The 13,501-nt window shown below is 32.6% G+C and carries 10 protein-coding genes and 1 pseudogene; all 11 read left to right on the top strand.

The genetic code is table 11. The annotated features are described in order from the left end of the window. The first annotated feature begins 6 nt into the window (after positions 1–6). Positions 7–912 (top strand): sulfate adenylyltransferase subunit CysD, encoded by a 906-nt coding sequence (gene cysD / locus BMY86_RS08840; protein ID WP_091467828.1) that lies wholly within the window; start codon positions 7–9, stop codon positions 910–912. A gap of 59 nt (positions 913–971) precedes the next feature. Further along, positions 972–2,204 carry a sulfate adenylyltransferase subunit 1 gene (locus tag BMY86_RS08835; RefSeq protein ID WP_091467826.1) on the top strand — a complete coding sequence of 411 codons (1,233 nt, stop codon included), beginning with the start codon at positions 972–974 and terminating at the stop codon, positions 2,202–2,204. A gap of 2 nt (positions 2,205–2,206) precedes the next feature. Next, positions 2,207–3,022, top strand: coding sequence for a serine O-acetyltransferase EpsC (epsC, locus tag BMY86_RS08830; RefSeq protein ID WP_091467823.1), 816 nt, complete (start codon positions 2,207–2,209; stop codon positions 3,020–3,022). Positions 3,023–3,061: 39 nt separating this feature from the next. Next, entirely contained in the window at positions 3,062–3,973 is a 912-nt protein-coding gene (cysK, locus tag BMY86_RS08825; protein WP_091467820.1) for a cysteine synthase A, read from the top strand. Positions 3,974–4,051: 78 nt separating this feature from the next. Next, positions 4,052–4,870, top strand: coding sequence for a uroporphyrinogen-III C-methyltransferase (cobA, locus tag BMY86_RS08820; RefSeq protein WP_091467818.1), 819 nt, complete (start codon positions 4,052–4,054; stop codon positions 4,868–4,870). Further along, positions 4,860–6,518 (top strand): diflavin oxidoreductase, encoded by a 1,659-nt coding sequence (locus tag BMY86_RS08815; RefSeq protein ID WP_091467816.1) that lies wholly within the window; start codon positions 4,860–4,862, stop codon positions 6,516–6,518. The genes cobA and BMY86_RS08815 overlap by 11 nt, the downstream gene beginning before the upstream one ends. Positions 6,519–6,563: 45 nt before the next feature. Further along, the gene (locus BMY86_RS08810) at positions 6,564–8,207 is read left to right on the top strand and encodes an NADPH-dependent assimilatory sulfite reductase hemoprotein subunit (RefSeq protein WP_091467813.1); all 1,644 of its coding nucleotides are present in this window, start codon (positions 6,564–6,566) and stop codon (positions 8,205–8,207) included. Continuing rightward, positions 8,207–8,932, top strand: coding sequence for a DUF2490 domain-containing protein (locus BMY86_RS08805; RefSeq protein ID WP_091467811.1), 726 nt, complete (start codon positions 8,207–8,209; stop codon positions 8,930–8,932). Before BMY86_RS08810 ends, BMY86_RS08805 begins: the two co-directional genes overlap by 1 nt. 11 nt (positions 8,933–8,943) lie before the next feature. Beyond that, positions 8,944–10,392 carry a TSUP family transporter gene (locus BMY86_RS08800; RefSeq protein WP_091467808.1) on the top strand — a complete coding sequence of 483 codons (1,449 nt, stop codon included), beginning with the start codon at positions 8,944–8,946 and terminating at the stop codon, positions 10,390–10,392. Positions 10,393–10,887: 495 nt separating this feature from the next. Beyond that, complete coding sequence (locus BMY86_RS13235) at positions 10,888–11,871, top strand: alpha/beta fold hydrolase (protein WP_091467806.1); 984 nt, start codon at positions 10,888–10,890, stop codon at positions 11,869–11,871. A 35-nt stretch (positions 11,872–11,906) separates the two neighbouring features. Continuing rightward, positions 11,907–13,457: pseudogene (locus tag BMY86_RS13230) on the top strand (ACT domain-containing protein); the annotation flags it as partial. Between the last annotated feature and the right edge of the window lie 44 nt (positions 13,458–13,501).

Here is a 13,501-nt window from a genome sequence, read left to right as displayed (position 1 = left end):
AATATAATGAGTCAACAACATAATTATTTAGAACAATTAGAAAACGAAGCCATTTATATACTTCGTGAAACAGCTGCACAATTTGAAAAACCAGCTTTACTTTTTTCTGGCGGAAAAGATTCTATCGTTTTGGTGCATTTGGCCTTAAAAGCGTTTCGCCCAGGGAAATTTCCTTTCCCTTTAGTTCATGTTGATACCGGACATAATTTTCCAGAAGCGATAGAATTTAGAGATTATTTAGCCAATCAAATTGGAGAAAAACTAATCGTAGCTTCTGTTGAAGACAGTATCAAAAAATACAATTTAAAAGAAACTGCAGGTCGTTTTCCTAGTAGAAATGCTTTGCAAACCTATGCGCTTTTAGATGCCATTGAAGAAAATGAATTTGATGCTTGTATTGGTGGAGCGCGTCGCGATGAAGAAAAAGCTAGAGCCAAAGAACGTATTTTTTCGGTTCGAGACGATTTCGGACAATGGGATCCGAAATTGCAACGCCCAGAATTATGGGACATTTTAAACGGAAAAGTGAAAAAAGGTCATAATGTTCGCGTGTTCCCAATCAGTAATTGGACTGAATTAGATGTGTGGAATTACATTCAACAAAATAACATCGAATTACCAAGTTTATATTTCGCCCACGAAAGAGAATGTATTGTCCACCACGATAAATTGGTGGCGACTTCAGAATTCATTCAGCCTCTAGAAAATGATGAGGTAGTAATTGAAAAAGTACGTTACAGAACGGTTGGAGATATGACGTGTACCGCCGCAGTTCCATCTGAAGCTAAAACGGTTCAGGATATTATTGATGATATTATTCAAACCAGAGTAAGTGAAAGAGGACAAACGCGTTTAGATGATCAACTATCTGAAGCAGCAATGGAAGACAGAAAAAAACAAGGGTATTTTTAGAATTTAGAAATCAGAATTTAGAAGTAAGGCAAAAACCTGAAACTTAAAACAAAAAGAAAATGAACACATTACGATTTATAACAGCAGGAAATGTAGATGACGGTAAAAGCACTTTAATTGGTCGACTTTTATACGATTCTGATAGTATTCACACCGATCAATTAGGTGTGTTGCAAAAACAAACCAAACAAGAAGGCGTGGATATCGATTTGTCGTTAATTACAGACGGACTTCGAGCAGAACGCGAACAAGGAATTACCATTGATGTAGCCTATAAATATTTCTCAACAAAAAAAAGAAAGTTTATCATCGCTGATGCGCCTGGACACGAACAATACACGAGAAACATGATTACGGGAGCTTCTAATTCCGACTTGATAATCATTTTAGTAGATGCTCGAAAAGGAATTACAGAACAAACGAAACGCCATGCAAGTATTGGTTCTTTGATGGGAATAAAAAAAGCAATTGTTGCGGTAAATAAAATTGATTTGTTGAATTATTCGGAAACGGTTTTCAATCAAATCAAAGAAGATTTTGAAGCGATACAAGCACAGTTAAATTTTGACGAAGTTCACTTTTTGCCTGTAAGTGCTTTAGTAGGAGATAATATTGTTTCGAAATCTGTAAATACACCTTGGTATCACGGAAAGGCTTTGTTAGAAACATTGGAAACTATTGAGCTGGAAACTACTGAAAATTTAGCTTCTCGTTTTCAAGTGCAATGGGTTATCCGTCCAAAAGATGAAGCACATCACGATTATCGTGGTTATGCAGGTTTGGTGTTGAGCGGAAGTTATAAAGTAGGTGATACCGTAATTATTTTGCCAGCGAATATGGCAACAAAAATTGTCAAAATTGAAAAGAATTTAGAAAGTGTTCAAGAAGTTAAAGCGGGTGATAATGTAGTGTTGCATTTTGAAAACAACATTGATATTAGTCGAGGCGATTCGGTTGTTTTATATCATCAATTGCCAATAGAATCAAATCAAGTAAAGTCATGGATTTCTTGGTTGGATAATGCACCATTACAAGTTGGAAAAACATACTTGTTGCAACATCGATTCAAAAATGTTCGTGTGAAAATTCAAGAAGTCACTCAGAAATGGAATGTCAATAATTGGGAATTCACAAACGAAACGGAAATCAAGCTTAACGACATCGCGCAAATTAATTTACGAACCAATCAATCTTTGTTTTTTGATGCTTTTGAAGATAATCCGAAAACAGGAAATGCCATTCTAATTGACGAAACAAGTAATAACACGGTTGGAGCCTTATTATTTTTATAATTATGTCATATTCAATTTACATTAGAAATCAGGAAAGGACTAGAAATCCAATCAATAAAAATCAAGTTGAAAGTTGGTTGGATGAATTAATCAATTGGTTATTCGATATTAATCAAGAGTATAATAATTACAGGTTTTTTCAGAATAAGGAAAAATTATTGCAATTAAAACTTCAAGATGTTTTAGCAAAAGTTACAGATGAAACGAATCAGATTAAAGTTAATTCGAATTACTTTTTTGAAAACTTAGAGCGCATTCATTTTGTATTAATCAACGATTTGGAAACGATAATTAATTTCGATCCAGCTGCTAAATCTAAAGAAGAAGTTTTAATTGCTTATCCAGGTTTTTTTGCCATAACGGCTTATAGAATAGCGAATGTGTTTTGGAAATTAAATATTCCAATCATTCCAAGAATTATTACCGAATATGTTCATAGTCGAACCGGAATTGATATTCATCCAGGTGCAGAAATCGGTGAAAATTTTTTCATTGATCATGGAACAGGAATTGTAATTGGCGAAACCACTAAAATTGGAAACAATGTCAAAATTTATCAAGGTGTTACGTTAGGCGCGCTGTCGGTTTCAAAAGATCATGCTTCCGATAAAAGACATCCTACTATTGAAGATCATGTTACGATTTATGCCAATGCGACCATTTTAGGCGGTAATACGATCATAGGTGCAAATTCAGTAATAGGTGGTAATGTTTGGTTAACGCATTCCGTTCCGCAAAGTTCATTAGTCTATCACAAAAGTGAAATTGAAATTAAAAAGAAAAGCGAATTTCCAGAACCACTTAACTATGTGATTTAAAATAAAAATATAAACAACAACAAATAAATTTAAAATAAAATGATTAAGAATACTATTTTAGAAACAATTGGAAATACACCAATTGTAAAAATAAATAAGCTTTACGGAGCCAATAAAAATGTATATCTAAAATTAGAACGAACGAATCCGGGTAATAGCATCAAAGACAGAATTGCTTTAGCGATGATTGAAGATGCGGAAGCAAAAGGATTATTGAAACCGAATAGTGTAATTATTGAACCAACATCTGGGAATACAGGTATTGGATTAGCGTTAGTTGCTGCAGTGAAAGGTTATAAAGTGATTTTGGTGATGCCAGAATCAATGAGTGTGGAACGCAGAAAATTAATGGAAATTTATGGTGCTGAATTCGATTTAACGCCTCGTGAAAAAGGAATGAAAGGTGCAATTGAACGTGCTGCCGAATTAGTGTCTCAAACTCCAAATGCTTGGTCGCCCTCACAATTTAATAATCCAGCTAATGTTGCGGTGCATCAAAAAACTACAGCACAAGAAATTTTAGCTGATTTTCCAAATGGATTAGATTATATCATTACCGGTGTGGGAACAGGTGGGCACATTTCTGGAGTGGCATCAATTGTAAAAGAAAAATTTCCTAATGTAAAAGTCATAGCGGTAGAACCAGAATTATCTCCTGTGTTGAGTGGCGGTAGTCCGTCTCCTCATCCAATTCAAGGTATTGGAGCCGGATTCATTCCAGAAAATTATCATGGAGATTTAATTGATGAGGTTATTCAAGTTACCAAAGAAGAAGCTTTCGAATTTACCAGAAATGTTGCCAAGCAAGAAGGGATTTTAGTTGGAATTTCAACGGGTGCTTCTTTAGCAGCAGTAGCCAAAAAAGTAGCTTCATTACCAGATGATGCTAAAGTACTAACTTTTAATTATGATACAGGAGAACGTTATCTTTCTATAGAAGGATTGTTCTAAAAATCAGTGATTTAATGTAGAAGTTGTCTTCCGATTTTAATCGGAACAGCCATTTCTATGCCTAATTTTAAGATAATTATGATACAAATAACCAAAAAAGGAAAGGTGATTTTAGCGGGTGCTGGTCCAGGTGATCCGGATTTAATCAGTCTAAAAGCCTTAAAATATTTACAAACCGCCGATGTGGTTTTAACTGATAGATTGGTTTCGCCAGAGTTAATTGAGCAATATGCTCGCAAAGATGCGGAAGTAATTTATGTGGGTAAACAATGCTCTAAAGGAATTTGGACACCCCAAAAGGATATTAATGATTTGATGGTGGATTTCGCTTCGCAAGGAAAACAAGTACTCCGATTAAAAGGTGGTGATGCTACTTTGTTTTCCAATGTGTTAGACGAATTACAAGCAGTGAAAAAAAATGAAATTCCTTATGAAATTATTCCTGGAATATCCGCTGCTTTTGGTGCTGCTGCGTATACCGGAATTCCATTAACAGCTAGAGGTTTTTCAAAAGGTGTTCGGTTTTTAACATTATGCGATTTAAATGCGGTAAAACAAAACCAATGGAAAGATTGGGCTTCAACGGAAGATACTTTAGTTTTTTACATGAGCGGTCAACGGTTGAATTTCTTAGCGGAACAATTGCTAAATGAAGGAATTAGTTTATCTAAAAGTTTAGCGGTTATTCAACAAGCTACAACGCCCGATCAAAAAACAAGTGTGTTTTCTTTTGAAGGTATTCAAACAAATACGTTACCCGAATTTGAGTTTGTTCCCACATTGCTCATTATTGGCGAAGTGGTGAATTTACATCATCAATTTTCTTGGTTTACAGAGAAAAATACAACTGAATCTTATTTCGATAATCATAAAAATATTTACCAAAATGCTGTCTGAAACTAAATTATCATTATTACAACAATTAGCACAAAATGCTTCGAAAGAAGAAATTATCTGGACAAAAGGCTATTTATCTGGTTTTTTAGATAGAGTAGAATTGTTAGGTGGAACTACCGAAACAAATTCAAATAGGCCAGTGGCTGTAAAACCTTTAATTGTTTACGGAACTGAAACAGGGAATTCTAAAAAAGTAGCTACCGGATTGTTGGCTTCTTTTAAAAAGGACAAAATACAAGCAAAAGCTTTAGATGTTTCTCAATTTGATGTGTCGAAACTGGAAAAAGAAAGTTTGGTTTTGTTTGTAATGAGTACACAAGGTGAAGGCGAATTTCCTCAAAATGCTGTGACTTTTTACGAAAATTTAAAAGCTTCTAAAGCAGATTTGAGTAAAGTTTCCTATGCGGTTTTAGGATTAGGTGATACTTCTTATCCATTGTTTGCCAATGCCGGAATTTTATTAGATGAAGCTTTAGCAGAAAAAGGAGCAAAGCGTTTGTTGCCTTTAGTAAAAGCAGATGTCGATTTTGCAGAAACAGTTTCAAATTGGGAAAATGATTTGAAAATTGCTTTTCAAAATTTAGGATCAACTGTTATAAATAAAGTAAAAGCATCTATTTCAACTACTTCTCATAAGAAAAATTATTTGGGAAAAATTAGTCATAAAGTGGTGTTGAATGATATTGGTTCAAACAAAGAAACGTATCATATCGAAATTGAATCGGAAGATGAAATTCAGTACGAACCAGGCGACGCTTTAGGAATTATTCCAAAAAATAATCAGGAGGAAATTAAAGCAATTGCGAATTATTTCAATGATGAAAATCATGAAATCCTTATTGATAAAAATGTTCGCGGTTTGTCGAAAAAATCGTTGGAAACTTTTTCAAAATTGTTTGAAATTGAAATCATTGAAGAAAAATCGAACTTAATTGATATTCTTCAAAAATACCAACCTAAGAAAGTAAAATTAGATGAAATTGTTGAACTACTTCATCCGATTGCGCCAAGATTGTATTCTATTTCTTCTTCTTCGGATGCGCATGACGGACAAGTTCATTTGACTGTAAATCTTAATAAATTTAAGGTTAATGATGAAATTAAATCGGGTTTAGCATCTGAGTTTTTAGCAGAATTTCCATTGGATACCGAACTCGAATTTTACATTCATAAAAATAACAATTTCCGATTACCAAAAGAGGAAACGGATATTATCATGATCGGACCAGGAACGGGTATAGCCCCTTTTAGAAGTTTCTTGGCTGAACGTGATGCTAAAGGTGCCGAAGGTAAAAATTGGCTGTTTTTTGGAGAACAACATTTCGTACACGATTTCTATTATCAAACGGAAATTCAAGAATGGTTAACCACTGGAGTTTTAACAAAACTAGATACAGCCTTTTCTCGCGATCAAGAACGTAAAATTTATGTGCAAGATAGAATTAGAGAAAAAGCAGCTGAATTTAATTCTTGGATAGAAAACGGAGCAAGTATTTACATCTGTGGACAAAAAAATCCAATGAGTCAAGATGTTGAAAAAGCCATTGTTGAGGTAATCGCTAAAGAACGAAATGTTTCTGAAAACGATGCAAAACAAATTTTAGATGAATTAGAAAATCAAGGAAAATATCAAAAAGACGTGTATTAACAACTTGACAGGTTTGAAAAACCTGTCAGGATTAAATAAAAAAATATGAGCGAAAAATTATCAGCAGTAGAATATATCAAGACTAAAAGTGATGGTCTTAGAGGAACGTTAAAAGAAAGTATCGATTTAGATAATCATACAGGAAATGTGCGTCCGGACGACGAAACATTAGTTAAATTTCATGGAATGTACGTGCAAGACGACCGCGACAGAAGAGCGGAACGTGCAGTTAAAAAATTAGACAAATTGTATTCCTTTATGATTCGATTGAGAATTCCAGGTGGTGTAATATCGGCCGATCAATGGATTGCCACTCACGAAATCTCAGAACAATTCGGAACAGGAACATTAAAAATTACAACCAGACAAACCGTTCAATTGCATGGTTTGTTAAAACATCAATTGCGACCAACGATTCAGGCGTTTAACACTGCAAAATTAGATTCAATTGCGGCGTGTGGCGATGTAAATCGTAATGTGATTGTGAGTTCGCATCCGCAAATTTCTCGAATTCATCAAGAGATTTATGAGTATGCCGACAAAATTTCGACGTTGCTTTTACCAAAAACACAATCGTATTACGAGGTTTTTATCGATGGTGAAAAAATTTACGAACGTTCTTCAGAAGCCGATCCGTTATATGAAGATCGCTATTTGCCAAGAAAATTCAAAATTGCCATTGCTATACCGCCAAGTAATGATGTGGATGTGTTTACCAACGATATCGGATTAATTGCGATTATCGAAAACGATAAATTGAAAGGTTTTAATATCGCTATTGGTGGTGGTTTAGCTACAACGCACGGAAATCCGAATACCTATTCACGTTTAGGAAGTATTATTGGTTTTACCGATACAGAAGAGAAAACACTAAAAGCGGTTTATGAAATTTTAACCATTCAACGTGATTTTGGAAATCGAGTGGACAGAAAATTATCTCGATTGAAATATACAGTTGATAAATTAACTGTAGAAGGCTTTAAAAAAGAATTAGAAAAACGCATCGGATTTGAATTCGAACCAGAAAGAAAATACACTTTTACAGAAAGAAGTGATCGTTACGGTTGGGAACAAAATCATCAAGGAAAATGGTTTTATACGTTGTTTGTAGAACATGGTGTGGTAAAACCATATCAGAAGCAATTTTTATTTGAATTGGCTCAATTGAACATTAATAATTTCATTTTTTCCGGAAATCAAAATCTGATTTTAGGTGAAATTGATGAAAAAAATAAAACTAAAATCGAAGAATTATTGCTTCAGCACGATATCGAAAAACAAGTTAGTGCATTACGTAAGAATTCAATGGCGTGTGTGGCATTACCAACATGTCCCTTAGCTTTAGCGGAAGCCCAACGTTACTTGCCAGAATTGGTAACTAAAATTGAACCAATCTTAGAAAAATACAACTTAACTAATGATGAAATCACCATTCGTATGACGGGTTGTCCAAATGGATGTGGTCGACCTTATGTTGCTGAACTAGGATTTGTTGGAACAGGTCCCGGGCAATATAATTTTATGTTGGGTGGCGACCGATTTGGTGAAAGATTGAATAAGATTTACAAGGAAAAACAAACGGAAGCACAAATTTTGGAAGAAGTAGATGTTTTATTGAACAAGTACGTGAAAGATAAATTTGAAAATGAAACGTTTGGAGATTTTGCTTTTAGAACCATTTTACAATAATGAAAAAGCTGTTTGTAATTATCATAATTATACTTCCTGAATTTTTATTGTCTCAAAAAAATGTCGAAAAACAGCAATTAATATGGTATGGATATTATAATAATTGGAAATTAAATCAAAATTGGGAAGTCAATAGTGAAATTCAAGAACGACAATTTTTCAACCCAACAGCTCAGCATCAATTAGTATTTAGGTCAAATTTAGTTCGAAAATTAAAAGATAACTGGAATGAGTCTATTGGTATGACATTGTTTTTTCAAAATCCAAATGTTCCGAATTCGGAAAGTAATCTAACGGTTCCAGAATTACGACCGGATATTGGATTTAGCAATAAGCAAAAATGGAATTTCCTAACCATCAATCATCGTTATAAAGTGGAAGCACGATTTTTTCATGATGTGGAAAATGACAGGTTAGTTGGAGGTTATCGTTTTTCAAATTTTAGATTTCGATATCAATTAGGTTTCGATTTTTCAATTTGGAAGAAAGAAAATATGGATAGGCTTTTGTTGAAAATAAAAGATGAAATCATGATAAATGTAGGTGATAAAATTGTAAAAAATACGTTTGATCAAAACCGAATTTATTTGGCTATAAATTTTAAGTTGAACCATTCATATGCCTTAGAAATGGGTTATATGAATTGGTTTCAACAGCAAAAATCAGGAACCGATTTTTATAATAGAGATATTTTGAGATTCTCTGTTTTTCATACAATTAATTAAAAAAATAACGAATGAAGAATACACTATTTCCTGTTTTTCTAAAAACGGATACGGCACAATTTTTAATAGTTGGTGGCGGAAATGTTGGTTTGGAAAAAACAGAAACGTTGTTGAAGCAAAATCCGAATATTAATATTCATTTGGTGGCTATTGATTTTCATCCGAAGTTGAAAGAGCTAATAGATAAACATGAAAATATAACTTTTCAGGAAAAAGGTTTTGAAGAATCAGATTTAGATGCAAAGGATTTTGTTGTAATTACAACGGACAATCCTGAAGTAAATGCAATGGTAAAATCTTTGGCTAAAAACAGAGGGATAAAAGTCAACGCTGCTGATCAACCGGATTTATGCGATTTTTATTTGGGTTCGATTGTGAATAAAGGAAATTTGAAAATTGCAATTTCTACCAATGGGAAATCGCCAGTTTTGGCCAAAAGATTACGAGAATATTTTTCTGAAGTAATTCCGGAAGAAATTGAAAATAACATCGAGCAATTAAATAGTTTTAGAAATCAACATAAAGGCGATTTCAATGAAAAATTAGCCGATTTGAATAAAGCTACGGCAAGTTTATTAGCTAAAAAAAAGACTGAAAAAAAGAAGTATAAAAACTTAACATTTCAATTAACGCTTTTGTTTTTTGCGGTTTTTTTAGGCTATGGTTTTTCTGGAATCATTTCTATTGATCAAGTAAAAGAATACACTAGTCAAATACCTAATGCTTTTTATGGTATGCTTTTAGTTGGTTTTTTTGCTCAATTAGTTGATGGAGCTGTAGGTTTGGGATATGGTATTACTTGTTCCACAAGCATGATGTTATTAGGGATAAAATTGCCAGCAATTAGTGGGAGTATTCATACCGCAGAAATGTTTTCAAGTGGAATTAGTGGATTTTCGCATTATAAATTCGGTAATGTGAATAAGAAATTGCTATTCTGGTTAGTAATTCCTGGCGTAATAGGTGCAGTTTCTGGAGCTTTGTTATTGGTGTATTTTGGTAGTAAATATGAAAAAATTACTTACGGAGTTTTAGCAACTTACACAATGATTATGGGATTCAGTTTGCTTAGAATCGCCATGCGTAAGCAAATTCCAAATAGAAAAAGTAAGAATACTGGACTTCTTGGTTTTTCGGGCGGATTTTTAGATGCTTTTGGAGGTGGCGGTTGGGGTCCAATTGTAACTTCAACTTTGTTGTCTAGAGGGAAAAAATCTAAATATGTAATTGGAACGGTAAGCTTAGCGGAATTTTTTGTGACCTTAGCTGCTTCCATAACGTTTTTCGCTTCAATTGGAGTGAGTCATTGGTATATTGTTGCTGGATTAATAATAGGTGGCGGAATTGCAGCACCATTTGCAGCAAAATTAGCGGGTAAAATTCCACAGAAAACGGCGTTATTATTAGTTGCTTTTTTGGTAATAGTATTTAGTTTGAGAATGTTAGCAAAAATATTTTAAGTTTAATTGGAGGTTTTGTTAGAATAATTTTAATAACTAACGTATTAAATCAGAATAAAAATCTATTTATTTGTAGTAAAATAATAAAAAACAGAAAATTTATCTAATAAATTTTTATTTGTAGAAAATTATTCTACATTTGCCACATCAAATTTAAAACAACTGATGAAAAATATAATGTGCCATATTCGTTTTATGATGGGGAAAATTTCCGCAGAGATGAATATTGCATAGATACTACTAAACAACACAATGCAATTTAGCCTCTGCTCAAGCAGAGGCTTTTTTTTTTAAAATCAATATGAAAAACAAAACTAACATAACAATGGTATTCCGAATGATGATGTTTATGCACATGCGAAATTGTTATGGCCAAAAGTTAAAAAGATAATCTTAGTTTTTATTTTAATTAAAAACCCTTTTGGTAACAATTCCAAAAGGGTTTTTTTATGCAATTCAAGAATTAAGACATAATAATTTAGATAGAAAATATACATGAATCAATTACAATACATAAAAATTTCAAACTTTTTACTTCAAAATGGTGAAGTAATAAAAATTAATTTATCCTATCAAGTGTTTGGTTTACCATTAGGTACTGCGCCAGTAGTTTTGGTAAATCATGCTTTAACTGGTAATTCAAATGTAGCTGGAGAACAGGGTTGGTGGTCAGATATTATTGGAGAAGAAAAAGTAATCGACTTAAAAAAATATTCTGTGATCGCTTTTAATATTCCTGGAAATGGTTTCGATAATGAAATTGAAAACCTAATTGAAAATTATAAAAGTTTTTCAACTAAAGATATTGCAGCACTTTTTTGGAAAGGATTAGAATTTTTAAATATCAACCAACTTTTCGCAGTAATAGGAGGAAGTTTAGGCGGAGCTGTGGCTTGGGAAATGGCTTTTTTGAAACCAAATGCTATTCAGAATTTAATTCCAGTAGCAACTAATTGGAAAGCAAGCGATTGGCTAATTGGGAATGTTTTGGTGCAAGATGCTATATTAAATAATTCCAAAAATCCTATTCATGATGCTAGATTGCATGCAATGTTATTGTACCGAACTCCTTTGTCTTTAGCATCGAAATTTAATATCGAAAAAAATGATAATCAAGATGTATATAAAGTAGAATCATGGTTGCAACATCACGGAGAAAAACTTAAAAGTAGGTTTCAGTTAAGTGCTTATAAATTAATGAATCATTTATTGAAAACAATCGGAGAAAATATGTCGGTTTCCGATTTGTTAGAATTTGCTCAGAAAAGCTCTTCTAAAATACATCAAATAGCTGTTAATAGCGATTATTTTTTTGCACCAAATGAAAATATCAATACGCATAATTTATTAAGTAATAGTTCAAAAAATCTGACCTATCACGAGATAAATTCCATTCATGGGCACGACGCATTTTTAATCGAATACGAAAGTTTAAATAATATTTTAAAAACAATTTTTAACTCTAAACACACAATTTAATTATGTCAATTTTAAAAACAGAACAAAAAGAAGTTACGTACAAAGGAATTAAAGAATTATCGGTTTTAGATAATGTTTCATTAGTTAATTTAGAAGGAAAAGGCTTGCTTGGAAAAGCCGGAATTGATGCTAGGATTTTTAGTGTGATGGCCGCTAGCAAAATTAGTGTTAGTATCATTTCGCAAGGTTCTTCAGAAAGAGGAATCGGAATTGTAGTAAATTCAGAAAGAGCTGAAGAAGCTTTACAAGGCTTGGAAAAAGAATTTTCAAAAGAATTGCTTTTTGGAGATGTAAGTAAAGTTTCGGTCGACAATAATATTGCGGCAATTTCAATATCTGGTCAGGAATTAAGTACTTTTCATAAATTGTATTCTTCCTTAATTAAAAATAAAATCACACCAATTCTATTTAATAACATCATCACAGGAAATAGTGTGAGTTTGGTTGTAAAGAAAACGGATTTAAAACGTGCCTTGAATGTTATTAATGTTGATATTTTCGGATTAACGAAGAAAATTAATATTGCTGTTTTTGGTCACGGTTTAGTAGGAGGAACATTAATTGAACAAATTTTAAATTCTGCCAAAAATATAGAAGTTCGAAAAGGAATTCAGTTGAATATTTTCGCAATTGCAAATTCAACCAAAGTAGTAATTAATCAGGTTGGAATTGGAGAAAATTGGAAGTCGGAAATTGCAAATAATGGTAAAAATTATACGGTACAAGATGTAATTGAGTATGCCAAAGAAAATCATTTGGAAAATCTAATTGCGGTTGATAATACGGCTAGTAATGAATTTGTAGGAAACTATATTAATCTAATTGAAAATGGTTTTGACGTGGTTTCTTCTAATAAAATTGCTAACACGTTGAGTTATAATTTTTATAAGGAAATTAGAAATGTTCTAGAAGAAAATCAGAAAAATTATTTGTACGAAACAAATGTAGGTGCGGGATTGCCTTTAATTGATACCATTCAATTATTGCATCTTTCAGGTGAAAATATTACTAAAATTAAAGGTGTTTTCTCGGGAACGCTAAGTTATATTTTTAATCATTTTTCGGTAGAAAATAAATCGTTTAGTGAAGTGTTGAAAGAAGCAATCAGTTTAGGATTTACTGAGCCAGATCCACGTGAAGATTTATGTGGAAATGATGTTGCGAGAAAATTGCTGATTTTAGCTCGTGAATTAGATTTGCAAAATGAATTTAATGAAATCGAAATTCAAAATTTAATTCCGGTTGAATTAAGATCGTTAACAACAACAAGCTTTTTAAATAATTTACAATTGTTAGATACACATTATAAATCAATAAAAGAAAGTCAAGAACCAGGAAATGTGTTACGTTATATTGGTGAATTGTCAGGCGATTTACAACAAGATAAAGGTGATTTAGTAGTAAAACTAGTTTCAGTTCCTGCAAATTCAGCACTTGGACAATTAAAAGGATCTGATTCTATTTTTGAGATTTACACAGAATCTTATGGTGAACGACCAATTGTAATACAAGGAGCAGGTGCAGGTGCCTCAGTAACAGCACGTGGCGTTTTTGGTGATATCTTAAGAATAATTGATAAAAAGTAAATAAAAGTGGAGTGTAGTAGATTTTATTTTTTATAAAAGAATAA

It is taken from the genome of Flavobacterium urocaniciphilum, assembly GCF_900110615.1.
Classification (GTDB): Bacteria; Bacteroidota; Bacteroidia; order Flavobacteriales; family Flavobacteriaceae; genus Flavobacterium; species Flavobacterium urocaniciphilum.
Note: the sequence above shows the minus strand (reverse complement) of the source record. Positions and strands in the feature narration are given on the sequence as shown.